Source organism: Paenibacillus helianthi (genome assembly GCF_001909055.1).
In the GTDB taxonomy this organism is placed as follows: Bacteria; Bacillota; Bacilli; order Paenibacillales; family Paenibacillaceae; genus Paenibacillus_AQ; species Paenibacillus_AQ helianthi.
In genome coordinates this window covers 1-17,963 of the sequence record NZ_LVWI01000025.1, presented here as the reverse complement: position 1 = coordinate 17,963, position 17,963 = coordinate 1, and the positions used below count along the sequence as shown (strand labels likewise).

General features: G+C 50.0%; 13 protein-coding genes. 7 read left to right on the top strand and 6 right to left on the bottom strand.

Going from position 1 to position 17,963, the window contains the following annotated elements; all coding sequences use genetic code 11:
* Positions 1-104 precede the first annotated feature (104 nt).
* From A3844_RS06770 to A3844_RS06755, 4 genes are all read right to left on the bottom strand, one after another.
* On the bottom strand, positions 105-1,991 hold the full coding sequence (locus tag A3844_RS06770) for an FtsX-like permease family protein (protein ID WP_074106983.1): 1,887 nt from the start codon (positions 1,989-1,991) through the stop codon (positions 105-107).
* 64 nt (positions 1,992-2,055) lie between these two features.
* The gene (locus A3844_RS06765) at positions 2,056-2,829 is read right to left on the bottom strand and encodes an ABC transporter ATP-binding protein (protein WP_074106982.1); all 774 of its coding nucleotides are present in this window, start codon (positions 2,827-2,829) and stop codon (positions 2,056-2,058) included.
* Positions 2,830-2,969: 140 nt separating this feature from the next.
* Positions 2,970-3,965 carry a sensor histidine kinase gene (locus tag A3844_RS06760; protein ID WP_074106981.1) on the bottom strand — a complete coding sequence of 332 codons (996 nt, stop codon included), beginning with the start codon at positions 3,963-3,965 and terminating at the stop codon, positions 2,970-2,972.
* Entirely contained in the window at positions 3,962-4,663 is a 702-nt protein-coding gene (locus A3844_RS06755; protein ID WP_074103466.1) for a response regulator transcription factor, read from the bottom strand. Before A3844_RS06755 ends, A3844_RS06760 begins: the two co-directional genes overlap by 4 nt.
* 294 nt (positions 4,664-4,957) lie before the next feature.
* Here A3844_RS06755 and A3844_RS06750 point away from each other — a divergent pair, with 294 nt between their 5' ends.
* Positions 4,958-6,460 (top strand): alpha/beta hydrolase family protein, encoded by a 1,503-nt coding sequence (locus A3844_RS06750; RefSeq protein ID WP_074106980.1) that lies wholly within the window; start codon positions 4,958-4,960, stop codon positions 6,458-6,460.
* Positions 6,461-6,603: 143 nt separating this feature from the next.
* Here the strand turns inward: A3844_RS06750 and A3844_RS06745 are convergent, their stop codons facing one another.
* The gene (locus tag A3844_RS06745) at positions 6,604-7,998 is read right to left on the bottom strand and encodes a SpoVR family protein (protein ID WP_074103462.1); all 1,395 of its coding nucleotides are present in this window, start codon (positions 7,996-7,998) and stop codon (positions 6,604-6,606) included.
* A 387-nt stretch (positions 7,999-8,385) separates the two neighbouring features.
* Positions 8,386-10,530 (bottom strand): alpha-amylase family glycosyl hydrolase, encoded by a 2,145-nt coding sequence (locus tag A3844_RS06740; protein WP_074106979.1) that lies wholly within the window; start codon positions 10,528-10,530, stop codon positions 8,386-8,388.
* 617 nt (positions 10,531-11,147) lie between these two features.
* Here A3844_RS06740 and A3844_RS06735 point away from each other — a divergent pair.
* The 6 genes from A3844_RS06735 to A3844_RS06710 all read left to right on the top strand — a co-directional run bounded on the left by A3844_RS06735 (position 11,148) and on the right by A3844_RS06710 (position 17,570).
* Positions 11,148-12,062 (top strand): DUF4362 domain-containing protein, encoded by a 915-nt coding sequence (locus A3844_RS06735; RefSeq protein ID WP_083606733.1) that lies wholly within the window; start codon positions 11,148-11,150, stop codon positions 12,060-12,062.
* A 115-nt stretch (positions 12,063-12,177) separates the two neighbouring features.
* Complete coding sequence (locus A3844_RS06730) at positions 12,178-12,906, top strand: response regulator transcription factor (RefSeq protein WP_074106977.1); 729 nt, start codon at positions 12,178-12,180, stop codon at positions 12,904-12,906.
* Positions 12,903-13,838 (top strand): sensor histidine kinase, encoded by a 936-nt coding sequence (locus tag A3844_RS06725; protein ID WP_074106976.1) that lies wholly within the window; start codon positions 12,903-12,905, stop codon positions 13,836-13,838. The genes A3844_RS06730 and A3844_RS06725 overlap by 4 nt, the downstream gene beginning before the upstream one ends.
* Before the next feature lie 138 nt (positions 13,839-13,976).
* Entirely contained in the window at positions 13,977-14,894 is a 918-nt protein-coding gene (locus tag A3844_RS06720) for an ABC transporter ATP-binding protein (RefSeq protein ID WP_074100785.1), read from the top strand.
* Positions 14,887-15,579 (top strand): ABC transporter permease, encoded by a 693-nt coding sequence (locus A3844_RS06715; protein ID WP_074084595.1) that lies wholly within the window; start codon positions 14,887-14,889, stop codon positions 15,577-15,579. The genes A3844_RS06720 and A3844_RS06715 overlap by 8 nt, the downstream gene beginning before the upstream one ends.
* A gap of 326 nt (positions 15,580-15,905) precedes the next feature.
* Positions 15,906-17,570 carry a PAS domain-containing sensor histidine kinase gene (locus tag A3844_RS06710; protein WP_074084594.1) on the top strand — a complete coding sequence of 555 codons (1,665 nt, stop codon included), beginning with the start codon at positions 15,906-15,908 and terminating at the stop codon, positions 17,568-17,570.
* The last annotated feature ends 393 nt before the right edge of the window (positions 17,571-17,963 follow it).

The following is a 17,963-nucleotide window of genomic DNA, read 5'->3' as shown; positions in this document are numbered from 1 at the left end:
TATCGGTCGCTAGGGGTAGCGACCGCAAAGAAAGGCCCGCCCGCACCTTTGTGTGCTGGCGGGCCTATTGCAACATGCCGGAGGACCATTAGAAATAAGGACAATCAGTCAAAGCCCGCTGAGTGTTTCAAATGCTGTAAATAACGGGCACGGATCAGCAGAAAGTACAGGATTTGCGCGGCAAGGAAAACGATGTAGACCGTAATGGCCGATTGAGTCACCGGGGAATGGAATAGATTATGCAGAGCGTAGAGCGCAACTGAGCTGTGGATGAGCGAGACCGCGAGCGGTACGAAAAACAACAGCGCCAGTTGTAGAGTTGTCACCTTCTCAAGCTCCTTGTCGGTCAACCCGATCTTCGTTATGGAGCGGTACTTCTGCTTGTCATCATTCAGGTCGGTAAACAGCCGGAAATATAGAAAGCTTCCCGATGCAACAAAAAATACTGAGCTGATGAACAACCCGACGAAAAGCATCAGATTATAGGTCCGCTTCATCTGCTCCTCCAAATAGGCAGAAGATGCGAACCAATAACCGGAGGTTGGTGCATGTCCGAGCTGCCCGGCAATGGCCTTCCCGGTCTCCGCCGTTGAATCGGCGCTGTCCGTATTGTAACTGGTTAAAAGCTGTTCTTTTTTCGGATTGCCCAAGGAGTCAAACATCCGATCCGAAACGATCAACAGCGGTTCATCGATCATGGGAGGCGTGACCGCCTTTCCGACGGTTTGTTTCATGTTGAATGTGATGGATGTTCCCTTTATGGACCACTCGTGTTCCGGAAACGGCCGGTTTTTCATGGTCCAAATGGCCGCAGCTTCATATCCCTGCAGTGACAGTTCCGGGTAATCCAAGGCTTTGGCTAGCTTGGTATACTCGGACAGGCGGATGAGGTTCAGAGATTGTCCATTTATCGAATCGAAGCTCGCTACATGGACAGACCATTTATCATATCGAATTCCCCGTTCTTTGAGCACTTGTTCAATTATTTTCGTGTGATAGGCTGCCTGCCCGGCATCGCCGGTAGTTTGGATGTAATTATAGGCGAACGGGTAAGCAGCCGAGACTTGTTTGTGGATGGTTTCCAGAAATCCCATCAAGCCGCCCATAGCGCAAATGGCGACTGTCGAAACGATCGTCACCAGAAAGAACATGCGGGCGTTGTCCTTCATGCGGTAAGCCATGTCAGATAAAACGAGCACATTTGTTTTGCGCAAAAAGACAGAGCGGTTGCCTCTTAAAGCGCGAATCACAAACACGCTTAATTGGGTGTACAAAAAGTAAGTGCCGATGATCACTATGACCGTGACCGGCAATAGAGCGAAAACGACCGTGGCACCTTTCACCTGGAACGAGATGATGTATCCCCCAAGAAGAAGGCAGAACGCTGTAATGGAAAGAAAAACGGATGATTTAGGCTCAGGCTTCGGTTTGGCGCTGCTTTTCAGCAGATCGATCGGCTTGCTGGACCGTACGAATACAGCTGTGAACGCGGAAATGACGAGAAACAACAGCACGAATGCGGACAGAGTGAGCAGAATGGCTGTGCCAGGCATGTAGTATGGCAGCGGGCTCATGTGCATCACATCGGCTCCGATCATCATGAATAGCTTGGCGAACAGCATGCCGGCGGCAAGACCTGCCACGATGGAAGCGAAACCGATCACCATATTTTCGATAAAGACGATCTGTCGCAGCTGATTGTAGGTCATACCGTGCATGATGAGCACACCGAATTCCCGTTTGCGGGATTTCAGGAAGGCACTGCCGGAATAGAGTACGAAGAAGATGGAGAACACATATACGATATATTCCGCAACAGTCATTGCCTGAGCCGCCGATCCGTTGAAACCGGAATTTTTAATGGCAGGGTGAAAAATAAAAACAGCATACATGAAAAAGATCATCACCGAAAACGTGCTGCTCAGAAAAAAAGCGGCATATGTCCGTTTGTTCCGGCTAACATTACGGAAGGCAAATTGTCGCAACGTCATTTATTGCCCCCCCGGGCTTGTTACCGGAATGGTCATCATGGACGGGATACACCGGGCACTCTTCTTAATGAACACGGAGCGGTGAAAGCTCATGTGCATTCCCTCCCATTAGCGAAAGCATATCGATAATCTGCTGGAAGAAGGCCTGGCGGTTGTCCCCCCTGTAAAATTCATTATAGAGCCGGCCGTCCTTGATAAATACGACCCGGTGGCAGTAGCTGGCCGCGAGAGCATCATGGGTGACCAGCAGCATGGTCGTATGATCGGTATGGTTGATGGTCTCCATCATTTCCATGACATCGCGTGAGGATTTGGAATCGAGATTTCCCGTCGGCTCATCGGCCAGCAGCAGCGAAGGGGAATGAATGATGGCCCTTGCAATGGCGGCCCTCTGCCGTTGCCCTCCCGACACTTCATAGGTTCGTTTATTCAGAATTTCGGTGATGCCCAGTTTTTCGGCCACCGGATGAAGCTTGGCGTCCATCTCTTTCACACTTTTCCCGTCCAGCGTAGGAGGGAGAATGATATTTTCCCCGATGGTCAGCGTATCCAGCAGATTGAAATCCTGAAAGACAAAGCCCAGCTTCCGTCTGCGGAACAGGGCCAGATCGTGTTTGGATAACAAATGAGGGTTTTCGCCATGAATCAACACTTCCCCGGAGGTAGGCGTGTCGATTGTGGATACTACGTTCAGCAGCGTTGTTTTGCCACTGCCGGAAGGACCCATAATGCCGACAAATTCGCCTTTCCCGACAACCAGGTTCATATCACTCATCGCTTTATACCCCATGCTGCCATCATATACTTTTGCCAGATTGCGCACGATTAACATATCCATATCAAGCATTCTTCCTTTCATGGGGCCGGAATTTCGACTATCCAAGGCTCTCCCGCATAATCATAACCGCTCCACAATCGCTATCCCATCGATTATCCTTAAACCAATCTTACAATGCTGTAATAAAAAACAAAGCATGTTCATGGAGCTTGAACATGCGTGATTCCCATCCATATACGTACTGCGGTTCCTTGGCCCTGCTCGGATTCAATCTCGACTTGATGATCAAGCCGTGAGGCGATTTCCCGAACCAGGTAGAGACCCATGCCGGTGGATTCGCCGAACCGTCTTCCGTTTTCCCCTGTAAAATAGGCGTCGAACACCCGCTTGATATCCTGTTTCGGGATTCCCGCGCCGTTGTCCCGAATCTCAAGAGCGGCTAGCTGTCCGCGTACATCCGAGCGAATCAGGACACGGCTGCTTGCGCCTGCTGAATACCGTACCGCATTGGTGATTAATTGGCTAAGTGCGAATGCAAGCCACTTGTCATCGGACATGACCATCAGCCGGTCATCCACCTGGATTTCCGGGAAGACCTTATTGCGGATAAATAAATTTTTGTGTTCAGCCACCACTTTCCCGACCAGCTGATGAAGATGCACCGGCTCCGCCACGAAATCCTGCTCGAACGCATCCAAGCGTGAGGTATACAGCACCGTGTCAAGCCCCTTCTTCAGCTTGTCTATTTCCTCTCGAAGGCTGTCAAAGAAGGGGTCGGTTTCATTCTGAACCGCAAGATGCATAACGGAGAGCGGGGTTTTCATCTGGTGCACCCACTGATTGATGAAGGTGATGTGATCGTTTAGCTTTTTCCGGTATTGTTGGATATCGTTCTGATACAGACGATAGTTCCCCTGGAGCAGATGCCGAAGTGCACCCGCGAGCGGTGCGTTCCCGGCAAATTCGGCCGATTCGTCGATGGACAGAAGCGGACGGGTCAGCCTCCGGTAAAACCGGTAATGGCGGATATAACGGTATATCAGGTAAAACGTGAATAAGGCCGTATTTACGATGCAGATGTACACAAGATCGAAGGTATTCCGGAAACCGGATAAGCGGCACATGTAAACAGTCAGCAGAAGCTGTCCGGTATACATAAAGATTAACGGAGCCTGCTCTCTCCAAAACAGCCTCATGGTTCCTCCCTCCAGAAAGGCCGCAGTTTATATCCGGCCCCCCGCACGGTTTCCAGCGCTTCTTCAACGCCGAGCTCGGATAATTTTTTGCGGATACGCGTGATATTGACATTAAGCGTGTTGTCATCAACTACCTGTTGACTGTTCCACAGCTTGTCCAGAAGATAGTCGCGGCTGACCACCTTGGAGCTGTTTTCCATCAGTGTTTCGATCAGCAAGGATTCTTTATGACTGAGATCTACGGTTTTGCCGGATAAGGTCAGCTCAAGCCTTTCGGGATACAACACAAGTCCTGTGCATTCCACGGTCCGTTCCCTCTTGCTCAGGGCGTATGAGCCGTAAGCGCGGCGAAGCTGGCTCTTGATCTTGGCCATGACCACTTCATAATCGAAGGGCTTGGCGATATAATCGTCAGCCCCGTTCTCCAGCGCCATGACCAGCTCCATCTTGCCGTCGCGGGCGGAGATGAACAGAATCGGGCAGGTGGAGACCGTCCGGATTTGTCTGCACCAGTAATAGCCGTCGTAACGGGGCAGATTGACATCTAGCAGCACCAGATCCGGACGAATGTCCTGAAACACCTCCATAACCCGGTCGAACTCCTGGACCGCTTCAGCCCGATACCCGTATTTCTCCACATAGGATTGAAGCAGCTGCGCCAGCTTAAGATCGTCTTCTACAATCAGGATACTAAACATAGATTTGGCTCCTTTTCTGATTTGAAAAAACACCAGCATGCCGTCTCCGAGGAGCGATGGGAACTTACTGTGTTTCTATGGCTTGAATAGGCTGGATTAGGTTCAGCTGTAAACTATTATAACCTCAAGCGGCACTCTTTCAAGCGGATGAGAAACCGTTATACGGGTCCTCCACTCCCGCAAGCGAATTTCATACTTGTAAGATTAATGTAAGGTAAATCGATAGCTCAGTCTGGTCTGTGAGGATAAGATTGGAACAAACAAAAATAGAAAGTTTTAAAAAGGAGAATCGGGATGAGACTGTTTGAACTGTTACTTTTTTTATCAAACATCGGCTTGTTTGCATGTACAGTCCTATTAAAAAAAGGACGGCGTAAAACTCCAGTATTCGTTGCAAGCGGGATCGCTACACTTTTACTGGTCATTCATTGGACGGTGGAAGGATACAGAGTTCAGCTATTGTTCCCCTATGGCCTAACGATCCTTTTTTTAGTTGTTTCAGGGTTTAGCTATTTTAAAAAAATCGGCCCCAAAAAAATTCCGCGATTCATATGGGGTACGGCTTATACCGCTATAGCGGTGATGCTGGCTGTAACAGCGATTCTTATGTATGCTTTTCCTGTATTTAAACTACCTGAACCCACAGGCGGATTTAAGGTAGGTACGCAAACCTTTCATTTCGTGGATACCCATAGGAAAGAGATTTACGGCGAAGACAGAGAGGGTCATAGAGAATTAATGGTTCAGGTATGGTATCCGGCTCAAGCGGGCACCGGCAAGTATGCTCCCTTTATTCCTGAACCCCGGATTTTAAGTTATATGGCCGCGGACTATGGACTTCCCGGGTTTACTTTTGGGCACCTGAGGTACGTATCCAGTCATACTTATTCGGGGGCTGAAGTCTCTCCGGCACAGAAATCATACCCGCTGATCCTTGCAAATCCCGGCAATGGCTCTTCCAGGTTCCTCCACACGTCGCAAGCTGAAGATCTCGCGAGTCACGGATATATCGTGGCTGTGATCGACCACACCTACAATACATTTGCCACCGAGTTTCCGGACGGGCGAATCACGACCAGCACAACCAACGACTTATTCTCACCCGACAATGATTACCGGACAGGAATAGAAATTCGCGACAAGCTGGGAAAAGTCTTAACCGGGGATGTGGCGTTTGCGCTGGACCAATTCGAGCTCATCCAATCGGGGCAGATTCCAAGTCAGATCAAAGGAAAGATTGATCTTGGTCATGTCGGGGTGTTCGGTCATTCCATCGGCGGAGCAACGGCCTATGATGCTGCTTACGATCCGCGGATCGCGGTTGGCATAGACCTTGATGGAGGGCTTTATCGTCTGCGGGACCGGGAGGGTCTGCGTAAGCCGTTTTTGTTCCTCAACTCGGAAAGCTATTTCGAAAAATTAAAAATGGTGATGGATAACCGGGTTTACACGGATGCAGAGCTTAGCCGTATGGGCTCGACTAGAGAGTGGGAGGATCAAGTCACGGAAGATAAAAAGTTGGAGCTTGAACGGATGCGCGAAACGGTCGGCGTAGGGGGACGAGTCCTATATATCGAAAATACGGAGCATTTAAATTTTACCGACGTACAGTTTATTTCTCCGATTTTCAAAATGCTGGGCGTTACAGGAAAGATTGAGCCCCAAAGAGCAGACTCCGTGATCAATGCCTATATGCTGGATTTCTTCGATAGGTATCTGAAAAAGCAAGGCGGAAGCTTAATGAAAGGACCGGATAGCCGCTTTCCGGAGGTGAAGTTCGTAAATTCGCTTTCATAAATAACGGAACAGGCTATCCCAGCCGAGCATAACTCTCCGATTGGTTGAAGCTGTGGAGAGTCGGATGCTTGCTTGTCTAAAAGAAAAGGGCACGAACCAGCGCATTTCCGCTAGGGAAACGCGCTGATAGTGCCCATTTACTTCTACATAAATTTCCGCTGCACCCTTTTACCGTCATAGGTAAAAAGGGCTTTTTTGTCTTCGACCACGGTTTGCAGGTGGACGGTACGCCCCCAGAGGGCATAGATGTGCGGCAGAGTGCGCTCCAGGTACTTCAGGTCTAGCTCGATGCTCTCATAGCGGTGGGCGATCAGCAGTTCCCCGTTGCGCTCATAATCCGCATCCTCAACGACAAGGTAAGGCGAGCCGCCATTGACCCGGGCCAGCACCAGCTGGTCACGGACATTTTCCCAGGCCTTGTCGGTGATTTTCCATTCCGGGCCTTTTTTCTCGAAGACGTACAGGTCCAGATCATTGACCAATTGCTTCGACAGATAGCTGCGGATAAAAGAGATGTCGGAGTCCAGCTCCCGGACCTCGAACATTTTGTCACGGTCCCAGCGGCGCTCGATGTCCTCAAAGATCTTCAGCCCCAGGTAGTAGGGATTGAGGCTCTGCCGGGAGGGCTGCACGACCGAAGAATTCAGCTTCGCGTATTCGATCGTCTCCTCAGGTGTCAGGTCCAGCTCGCGCATGATCCGCTGATGCCAGTAGGAGGCCCAGCCTTCATTCATGATCTTGGTTTCCATCTGCGGCCAGAAATAGAGCATCTCGTCATGAAGCATCGTCATGATGTCACGCTGCCAGTCCTCCAGCGCCGTCGAATATTGCTGGATGAACCAGACGATATCCTTCTCCGGCTCGGGCGGGAACTTACGCTTCCCGGCGGTTTCCGGTTCCGGGCCGGCAGCCTTGCCGTTCTCCAGATCCCACAGCTCATCATAGGGATTGGCCGGGCCAGGAGTTCCGGGAGGCGTATCTTTACGTTCCTTCATCTTGGCTTCAAGCAGATGGGTCTTGCCCAGCTTGCGGGGCTGGATCAGACTGGGGTCGATATGCTCCTGAACCGCCAGCACAGAATCAATGAAGCCCTCTACGGCATCCATACCATAGGTGACCGAATAATCGGCGATCCGGTCTGCCGTGGCCGACATACTCTCCACCATATCGCGGTTCGACATGGAGAAACGCATGTTGTTTTTGAAGAAATCGCAGTGGGCCAGCACATGCGCTACGATCAGCTTGTTCTGGACCAGCGAGTTGCCGTCCAGCAGGAACGCGTAGCAGGGGTTGGAGTTAATGACAAGCTCATAGATTTTGCTTAGACCAAAATCATATTGCGATTTCATCTTATGAAACGTCTTTCCGAAGCTCCAGTGCCCGAATCGGGTAGGCATCCCGTAGGCACCGAACGTGTAGATAATGTCAGCCGGGCATATCTCATAACGCATCGGGTAAAAATCCAGCCCAAATCCGGAAGCAATCTCCGTAATCTCGGCAATCGCCCGTTCCAGCGCCCTAATCTCATCTCCGGGCATGAATCCATCTCTCCCTCCAGCTTGGGCTTACACTGTAACCTATTCTGACAAGGCCGCCAAGGTTCTACGGCAACGTCCGGAATTGCTCTACTTATGTATATGGGAGGGGAGAGAGGTGTATGACGTTCTGAATAGTCTCTGGGGCAGCAGGGTTCTGCTGAGAATGCCTGAAAGTATAGAGCTGTCGTGAAAAGGATGAGGGAATTCAAAACGTAAATGATGAAGCAGCAGCCGATGAAGTTGACGCAGCATTTCATCTTTGGAAAATTGACTACAGGACAGAATACAAGCAAAGCAAAAAAAAGATTAGGCATCTCACACCTAATCTTTTTCTTTGGTTGGATACATAACAAGCTCTGCCAAATTCCTTATACCGGCAGCTCCCGTTTAATTTTGCCAGTCGACCGTCACTGTGCCTACGCCGCTGGTTGGTGTTGTATACGTATGGTTGCTGCCGCCTTCCCAGTTGACGGTGGTGCCGTTCGACTTGACGAACTTGAATTGCAGCGCCGTCCCTGCGGGTACGCTGACGTCGAAATACCATGTTGGATAGGATGCTTCAACTACATTGTACATTGGGCCAATCGCACCAGAGACGTTCCAGGCACCAAGCTCAGCTACATTGCCGGCCAGGTATACCTTTGTTCCAAGGGCTGTGGTGGCGTTGTTGACTTTAAAGCGTACGGTGACCTGATCGGCCGTCAGTACATTGAAATTGCTGAAAGCATTGCTCTTCGTACTGGAAGCAGTGGCTACCGATACATTCGTCTTGCCGGCAGAGACACTTGGGATTTTCACTTTAATCTGGGAGTCTTCCCAGCTCACAATGTTTGAACCGGTGACAGCCGTAGTGCCGAAATACACCGTGCCCGCCGTGCTGCCAAAGCCGCGGCCGTCAATCGTCACGGTATTGCCCGGTTTGCCCATTGTCGGTCCGACATTGGCGATGGTCGGCGAAGTCTCTGCCGCCCCATATTGCCAAACCGCTGTTCCGCCGGCTGAAAGCGTGAAATTGGTCACAGAGCCGGTGCTGCCAACGGTAATTGAATTGCCGTTTAACAGGCCGCCCAGCACATCCGAATAGGTGCCCGCAGGCAGGGACGTCAACAGGTTCGAAATCGGATAAGGCGTGGACGTGTTGCGGTTGATAGCAACGAGGGCGACGCTTTTGCCGAATTTCCGTTCATAAATGAAGACGTCGTCATTGACCCAGCACTGTTTTGTCGTTCCGTAGGCAATAGCGGGATTAGACTTGCGCAGCGGGGCCAAGGCTTTAATCAGTTTGTAAGCTGTTGTGTTGGTGTTAAACCCTGTCATCATAGCCCGGTTATTCGGATCACCAACGCCGGTCATGTACTGCTCGGTACCATAGTAGATGGCCGGTACTCCGCGGGATGTTAGTGTAAGCGCCAGGGCTTGTTCGGTTGGCCGCGTGCTGGAACCCGCTACACTGAAGCGGTCCATATCATGATTGTCTATAAAGGTTACCATATTATTAATATAATCATAGCTGGATGCGGTAGACGCTAACACTGAGTTGAGATCGTTCATAGTTTCCGATTTGTCCTTGAATACTTCCCGAACTTCCTGGGCGTATGCGAAGTCTAGCAGGTTCATACCACTGTTGTTGGCAAAATTGACATTGTCCGTACTGGTCTCGTCAGGGCCAAGGAACCATTCACCGAAGGTGAAAACCGGATGACTGCCGCTATAGATGGAGGAGACGTAGCTTTTTTGCCAGCCAAATGGCATATGTTTCACTGCATCAAATCTGATTCCGTCTATACCGAGGCCAAGCCAGAGGTCTATAGCTTCCTTGAAATAGCTGTCAATCGTGCTGTTATTTTGATTGATGTCCGCCAGATCAAAGAGGTTTCTGTAAATGCCATCTTCAATGGTGGAAAAATCCGTGCCGCCGTTGTGATGGAACAAACCAGCGGAGTCGCTTCCATAAGCTCCGAGCAACGTGCCGTTATTATACAGCTTGCCATTCTCGGCAAAGCTTGCGTTCGTGGACGAAGCCGGGCTGGTATGGTTTGGAGCAAAGTCGATAATGACCTTGATGTTATTCGCATGCGCTGTAGAGATCAGGTTTTGAAAATCGGTAAAGCTCCCGAAGGCAGCGTTGGTTTTTTTGAAATCCCGGGGCCAATATCCGTGATAAGCTGTGTTGTTAAGGCCGGAATAGTTGATGACAGAGGTGATGTTCTCCACAGGCTGAGAAATCCAAAGTGCCGTAACTCCCATACCGGTCAGGTAGCCGTCATTGATTTTATTGATGATTCCCTGCCAGTCTCCTCCAAAATACAGTTTTAAATTGGAATGATCGCTGCTGAATGCAGAACCTGTCGGATTGTTAGACGAATTGCCGTCTGCGAACCGGTCGGTCACAATTTGATAAACAACGTCCGTACTGTAATCCAGTTTGTTATTAACGCTTGTATCTGGGGAAGCCCATGCGGGCAATGCAGCACCCAGTACCATGCTCATCGAAAGCGATAGGGTTGTCAAAAGCTTTGAGTACGTTTTCATGATTCGAGTCTCCTTTTAAATGTTCCGTCTTTAATCATCGGATCGGTCCTGCTTTGCCTCCAGAAAAGCGGTGCGCAACCGCTTGGGAGCCGGCAGGGCCAATAAGACACTTACTTTATTCTTCTTCAGCATCTGCCTGTTTCACGGTGAACCGTATGCAATGATGAAAAAAATCGTTGCGCTTAGCAGACGCAAACAGAGGGTTATCTCTGCATCTTACGTTGAATCTAGTGACAAAAAATTTGTACAAATGACAGGAAACCGGTTTCCACACCAAAATACCACTCTATCAGGATCAAGTCAATGACTAAAATGGGATTATTTATAAAAAATACATTTTTATATGTTGGAGAACTGTGAGTACAATCTATTCCAGAAGGAAAATCTTCATTCCGTACCAGCGGTTGAAGACATACGCTGTACTGTAAAACCAATTCTGAAGAGCCTGGTGTGGGAAATCCGCACGCCGGGTTCTGTGGGGGTTAGGGTCACCAGTTGGGTGACATCTTACCTGGGTTACCTCTAGTGAAACTGAAATAGAAATGGACCGGATGATTTTCATTAATGGTATACTTTAGCAAATGTTCAACTTCCATCAGCCCTGAAAAGGAGGCTTCATGATGAGTCCACACCTTTCTTCAAAATGGCCGCGTCTGCCTAAGGTGGTCAGCAGACGTGCCATGAGAGGATTCCTTATGCTTCTAACCGTCTTGCTGACCCTGTTTATATTTACAGGCTGCTCCCTGCTGCCTTGGAATAAAGATTCGGCAAACCATCCGAAGATCAGCCACAAGCTGAACGAGCAGGAGGATGTGATCAACCGCAACAGCTTAGGCACGGAGAAACTGGACAAACTGGATGCTTTTATCGAACGGGGGAGCGGAGTTCAGCGGGTGGTGCAGCATACCATTGAGGGTGATCCGATATTTAGGGTGCTGGAGTACAAGGGAGGAAGACTGCAATACACCGTCGACACAACGGAGGATGCCTTTGGCACACCTGAGGTGCGTACGGTTTCCTGCGCAGAGCTGGAGCGGGTGGAGACCAATACCCTACTGACATATACGCTGACAGGGTGCGATGGCGAGCAAGCGGAGCGGCAGCTATTATCGATCGAATATGATGTGGTGAAGCAGGACCGGTTCGAGTTTGTGTTGAAATATGGAGTGGACCGCAAGAATGAGATCAACACTGGGGAGCAGAAGCTGGTCAAGGACTTGCGGAATGGTTCAGTGGCCGAAGTTAATGATTATACATTGCCGGATAAGGACCGCCAGAGTATTTATCGCGAGCTGGTGCTCAGTAGTGACCTGGAAGAGAAGCAGCTGTCCACAGAATGTAACAGGAAGCCTTATATAAGCTATGAGCTGACGGTCCAAATCAACGGCGCTGAGCGTCATTATGTCTGGAGTGAATGCGACACGAGCACGGACGGCCTGAGCATGACCGGGGTGGCACAGTTCATCATAGACACGGTTGAAGCCAATGAAGCCTATAAGCAGCTCCCTGAAGCTGAGGGAGGGTACGAATAAAACAATAATCGGATGAATCTGCACAGCAAAGCCTGATATAATTTTAAGGAATCAAGCTATAAATCGGCGATGAGCTGTACGTGCGAAATATTTTTAATTACAGGGAGGTTCAGACATGCCACAGCGTGTGCTGCTGATAGAAGACGACGAGGCGATAAGCGAAATGGTGCGCTCGTATTTGGTAAAAGAGGGGTATGAGGTGGAAACGGCATTTGACGGTGAGACAGCGGAGAGGCTGTTTCACCGCAGCGGAGCCTATGATCTGGTTCTGCTGGATCTGATGCTTCCCAAACGAAGCGGCAATGATGTGCTGCAGACGATCCGCCGGGACAGTCTGGTGCCTGTACTGATCATGTCCGCAAAGGACAGTGATGTTGACAAGGCGCTGGGCCTGGGCTTCGGCGCAGATGACTATATTACGAAGCCGTTCTCGATGATCGAGCTGGCGGCACGGGTGAAGGCAGCGATCCGCAGGGCCGGATATGCCGCTGCAGGCAGTGCCAGCCAGGAAACGGCTCCGGTGGAGGCGAAATCGAACAGGATATCGCTGCGCGGACTCACCGTGGATTTTGATAATTTCTCGGCACTGAAGAACGGTGAGGAGGTCAAGCTGACCGCCAAGGAATTCCAGATTCTGAAGCTGTTCGTGAGCAGCCCCGGCCGGGTGTACACCAAAGCACAGATTTACAGCAGTGTCTGGGAAGACGATTATTACGGGGACGAGAATGTCATTAATGTACATATGCGCAGATTGCGTGAAAAAATTGAAGATGATCCATCCAAGCCGGAATACATCAAAACATTATGGGGCATCGGCTACAAGCTGGGGGATGTGCTGGAATGATGGCTTTGCTCAGTGTGGCTATCCTGCTGCTGCTAATTGTGATCCTCTGGCAGTACCTGCGTCTGCGGGAGCATTCCCGCCAGCTCGAATATATCCATACCAAGCTTGAGGGAATTGTGGACCGCGGCTCCCACGAAAGACTGCTGCTGTTCAACAGCGATCCTCATCTGCAAAAGCTGCTAACCGATCTGAACCGGCTGCTGGACGTCAACCACAAGGGTGCAGTGGAACTGGCCAAGCTGGAGAAGTCCATGCGCAGCATGCTGGCGAACATTTCTCATGATCTGAAGACTCCGCTGACGGTGGTGCTTGGTTATATTGAAACGATTCTTCATGATCAGGCGATGACGCAAGAGGAGCAGGACCATATTCTACGGACGATTCACGGCAAGGCAGAAGAAGTGATCCGGCTGATGAACAGCTTTTTTGATCTGGCCAAGCTGGAGTCGGGGGATAAGGAGATCGCTCTATCGCGGGTGGAACTGGGGGAGATCTGCCGGCGGAACATACTTTCCTTTTACGATATTCTCAGTGCCAAGGGCAGTGAGGTGGAGATCGAGATTCCGGATGAGGCGATGTACATCATGGGCAACGGAGAGGCGCTGGACCGGGTGCTCTCCAATCTGCTCTCTAATGCAATCAAATACGGGGATGCCGGCGGAGTACTTGGACTCCGGTTATACAGCGATGGGGATCAGGTGTGCATCGAGGTATGGGACCGGGGGAAGGGCATCACCGAAGGCCACCTGGATAAAGTTTTTGAGCGGCTCTACACGCTGGAGGATTCCCGTAACCGGGATTATCAGGGGAGCGGACTCGGGCTGACCATCACCAAAAGGTTAACCGAACAAATGAACGGCACCATTACTCTGCGCAGTAAGCCTTTCGTCAAAACCGTATTTACGCTTTCTTTTCGCAGGCTGACCTTCTAACAAGCCCTCCTGGTCTGGCGGTTTACCTGGGTTACGGCAGCTTAAGATTTTCGTAAGATTCAGGTAATAAAAAAGAAAATTCCGCTGTGTACAATAAGAACCAGGAAGACAAACGAAGAGCCAAAGGGGATAACGGAAATGACTACCATATTACGGACCTGGGATTTAACCAAGGAGTATCAAGGCAAAGAGGCTGTTAACGGCGTGAATATGAGCATCAAGCAAGGCGAAATCTACGGGTTCCTGGGACCCAACGGCGCGGGCAAAACCACTGTGATGAAAATGATCACCAATCTGGTAAAGCCGACGGCGGGGAACATTGAATTTTTCGGTGAAAGTATGACTGACCGCTCGTATGAAATGTTGAAGCGCATGGGCTGTATTATAGAATATCCGGTGTTTTACGATAAGCTGACCGCCAGAGAAAATCTTCAACTGCATGGAGAGTATATGGGCTACTACGATGCGAAGGCCATGGAAGAGGCGCTGGAGCTGGTGAAGCTGAAGGGTGTGGACAAAAAGCCGGTCAAGCAGTTCTCTCTCGGGATGAAGCAGCGGCTGGGCATTGCCCGGGCGGTGATGACGAAGCCGGAGCTGCTCATTCTGGATGAGCCGATCAACGGGCTGGACCCTATGGGCATCAAGGAGCTGCGCGAGGTGTTCCGCATGCTGAGCCGGGAATACGGAATGACGCTGCTGATCTCCAGCCACATTCTGGGGGAGATTGAACAGGTAGCCGATACGATCGGTGTTATCCGTGAGGGAATCCTGCTGGAGGAAGTGGCGATGGATACGATCCGCAGCCGGGATACGCAGTACATTGAAATGATTACCGGAGAGAGCAGCAAAGCGGTGTATGTTCTGGAGCATAAGCTGGGCCTCACCAACTTCAAGGTGCTGGATCCCCGGACCATCCGCATTTATGATGCCGTGCAGCAGAGGGAACTGAACAAAGCGCTGGCCGAAGCGGATGTGGAGCTGGAAAGTCTGAGTAAAAAGCATCATTCGCTTGAAGATCATTTTGTGGAACTGATGGGGGGTGAAGGTATTGCTTAAGCTAATTCAACTGGAAATTCGTAAAAACAAGCTCCTCGGCATGCTCAAGGGTGTCGTCATTGCCAATCTGGCCATTCTTGCCTTCATGATTCTGATCACTTACGTTGACACTGGAGAAGGCGGCGGTGAATTTAATACCTATGCTGAGATGTTTGCGGTCATTTATCTCTTTGTCAAAGCGACATTTCTGGTTTTTGCTTCAGTCGTGCTGAGCAAGCTGGTGATTGAGGAGTATAAGAACAATACCATTACGTTACTCTTCATGTACCCTATCTCCCGCAAAAAGCTCATGGCTGCCAAAATCATCATCGTGTTCTTGTTTACCGTTGTTAGTATTTTTGTCTCAGATATTCTGCTTAACGCCGTTCTGGTGGGGATTAACTCCTTTACCCATGTGATACCGGGTTCTCTTGATCTCAACATTATTCCGTCAGAGCTGATCAGAATCAGTACCGATGCGGTATATGCAGCGGGTATTGGCTTAATTCCATTATTCATCGGGATGCGCAAAAAATCCGTACCGGCCACCATCGTTACTGCGGTGCTGCTTGTCAGCCTGATTTCCTCCGGCACCAATGATTTTCAGATGGGGAACCAGGTGGGGGTTTCTCTGGCGCTGGCCCTCGTTGGTATAGGTATCGCCTACCTGTCCATCCGGAATATTGAACAAAAGGATATTGCCTGAATGTTTTTGGAATCACGCTAGATTCACCTCAATTATTGGCATTCACAGATCAAAGGTTCCTCCGTAGATAGTAAGGATTTCCATATATCCTTGCTCATCTGCCGGAGGGACTTTTTTTGCTGGAAAACCGCATGGTGTCAATGTTTTGATGGCGGTCTGCTGCGGTTTTTTGCTATAATAGTATATATTTCAGCAATTTTTGATCATACCCAATAATGGCTGATTGCAACTGCTGCCTGAGGGCAGTCGAGATTGAGATTACATATATAGTTTATCCGCAGCTTCTGAACAGACGAACGCAAGATTGAAGCTGGAGGAGGTGGGTTATGCCTAAAGAATGGTTATCCATTCTGAACCGGGTGCTTTCGGAGGAAAGTGCCTATAAAGTGTTATACGATCATCATCCTGATCTGATTATTGTGCTGGACAGGCAGGGGCAGTATGTGGACAGTAACCGTCCATTAGAAGATGCCGCTGGAACAGGTGCAGAGCTCCATAAGCAATCCTTTCGTGTGGTACCGAAGCTTCCTGGAGAAGAACATTTTGCCGCAGCACTCGGCGGTATCGGTTCCAGTTTTGAGTTGGAAGCTGAAGAGAGCACTGGAAGCAGCCTGACCACTATTACCTATGTGCCGGTAAAAACAGAAGAAGGAATCGCAGGTATATTCGCCATTATCCGGTATGACCAGAGCTGCAGATTGACTTTTTCGCTTCAGGAATGGTTCCACCGGCTCCTGACTGGGGAAGATCGTCCTCCCGTGGTTTGGACAGATGACCGGATACCAGAATTTGAAGAGGAGCGGGTTGAAAACGCTGCAGCGCAGGAACAGCAGAAGGCGGAACTGGTGCTGGAAATGTCCGAGGACAAGCATCTCGCTCTGATCCTCAACTCTGTTGCAGCGGGAATCTTTGGATTGGATACACAGGGCAGGACATTCTTCATTAACCGCGAAGGGTCTGATATGCTGGGCTATACGCCTTCCGAATTGATCGGCCGGAGCCTTGCCGATCAGATTCATCACATCCGTGGAGACGGGTCCAGGTACCAGCAGAGTGAATGTCCGATCTTGCAGACCCTGCAGGATGGCATTACCCGCAGCAAGACGGATGAAATTTTCTGGAGAAAAGACGGAACCAGTTTTTTTGTCAGCTACCGGATTGCACCGCTTCTGCACAAAGGGATCATATGCGGTGTGGTAGGTTCCTTCAGTGATACTTCCAATGAACGTGAGGTTCTCCGGGCCAAAGAAACGGCGGAGCAGGCAGCTCAAGCCAAGTCCGATTTTCTCGCGATGATGAGCCATGAGATCCGTACTCCGATGAACGGGATGATCGGGATGGCCGATCTGCTGCTGGAAACAGAGCTCGCGGAAGAGCAGCGCACCTATGCCGAGATTCTGCGTAGCAGCAGCTACAGCCTGCTCAAAATTCTGAATGATATCCTCGATTTCAGTAAGATGGAAGCCGGCAAAATGCCGCTGCTATCGGAAAGATTCGATCTGCGTGAAATGATTGAGAGCATCATTGATCTATTTACCCCCAAAGCGGAGGAGAAAAAACTCGCGCTGCGGTGGTGGGCAGATACCAGTGTACCAGCTATTGTGACCACGGACCCCAGCCGTTTGCGGCAGATCATTGTGAACCTGGTAGGCAATGCACTGAAATTCACTGACCATGGAAGCGTAACCTTGTCTGTGAAGAATATCGAGCTGCCGGCTTCTCCGGAGTATCTGCTGGAATTTTCGGTAAGGGATACAGGGGTCGGGATTGCGGACAGTAAGCTGAACCTGCTGTTCCAGTCCTTCTCCCAGCTGCATCCGTTCATTAACCGCAAATACGGGGGCACGGGTCTTGGACTGGCCATCTGTAAGCAGCTGGTAGAGCTGATGGGCGGAACCATCTTTGTGGAGAGTGAAGAAGACCGGGGATCGACCTTCCGCTTCATGCTTCCTTTCGTCAAAGAAGAGATAGAGTCGGATATCACGTTCTGAGTTAGCCTCTTCGTGCCAAGCATCAGGAGGCGGGAATCCCCTACTAATTAACTCCGGCCGAGCAGCTGGAGGCTTTTATAGTAGGAAACAGCTCGTCTCCGGTGAACGCTATGACCGGGGGCTTGCTGTTTTTTTGTGTAGCAGCCCGGTTATGTGTGAATTTAGTAGCTCAATGCGAGTTCGCTGTTGCTAAGTGGAAAAAGTAAACCTAATTCATTGAAATATCAGGTAAACCTTAAGTTAAGTGGAAAAAGTAAATCTAAATAAATCGGGAGCGGCTAAATGGGGTCATTTTGGTTATTTCCTCAGAATGTAAGTGGATACATTCCACTTACATTCTGAAAAAGAACAAAAGACAAAAAAATAGGTGGAGAAAATCCACTTAGTTAGAAT

Bases quoted from the DNA above. Each gene is read 5' to 3' on its own strand.
- A3844_RS06740 (WP_074106979.1), bottom strand. From the start codon at position 10,530: ATGAAAACGTACTCAAAGCTTTTGACAACCCTATCGCTTTCGATGAGC.
- A3844_RS06725 (WP_074106976.1), top strand. From the start codon at position 12,903: ATGATGGCTTTGCTCAGTGTGGCTATCCTGCTGCTGCTAATTGTGATC.
- A3844_RS06770 (WP_074106983.1), bottom strand. From the start codon at position 1,991: ATGACGTTGCGACAATTTGCCTTCCGTAATGTTAGCCGGAACAAACGG.
- A3844_RS06710 (WP_074084594.1), top strand. From the start codon at position 15,906: ATGCCTAAAGAATGGTTATCCATTCTGAACCGGGTGCTTTCGGAGGAA.
- A3844_RS06735 (WP_083606733.1), top strand. From the start codon at position 11,148: ATGATGAGTCCACACCTTTCTTCAAAATGGCCGCGTCTGCCTAAGGTG.
- A3844_RS06745 (WP_074103462.1), bottom strand. From the start codon at position 7,998: ATGCCCGGAGATGAGATTAGGGCGCTGGAACGGGCGATTGCCGAGATT.
- A3844_RS06755 (WP_074103466.1), bottom strand. From the start codon at position 4,663: ATGTTTAGTATCCTGATTGTAGAAGACGATCTTAAGCTGGCGCAGCTG.
- A3844_RS06720 (WP_074100785.1), top strand. From the start codon at position 13,977: ATGACTACCATATTACGGACCTGGGATTTAACCAAGGAGTATCAAGGC.
- A3844_RS06750 (WP_074106980.1), top strand. From the start codon at position 4,958: ATGAGACTGTTTGAACTGTTACTTTTTTTATCAAACATCGGCTTGTTT.
- A3844_RS06765 (WP_074106982.1), bottom strand. From the start codon at position 2,829: ATGGATATGTTAATCGTGCGCAATCTGGCAAAAGTATATGATGGCAGC.
- A3844_RS06760 (WP_074106981.1), bottom strand. From the start codon at position 3,965: ATGAGGCTGTTTTGGAGAGAGCAGGCTCCGTTAATCTTTATGTATACC.
- A3844_RS06730 (WP_074106977.1), top strand. From the start codon at position 12,178: ATGCCACAGCGTGTGCTGCTGATAGAAGACGACGAGGCGATAAGCGAA.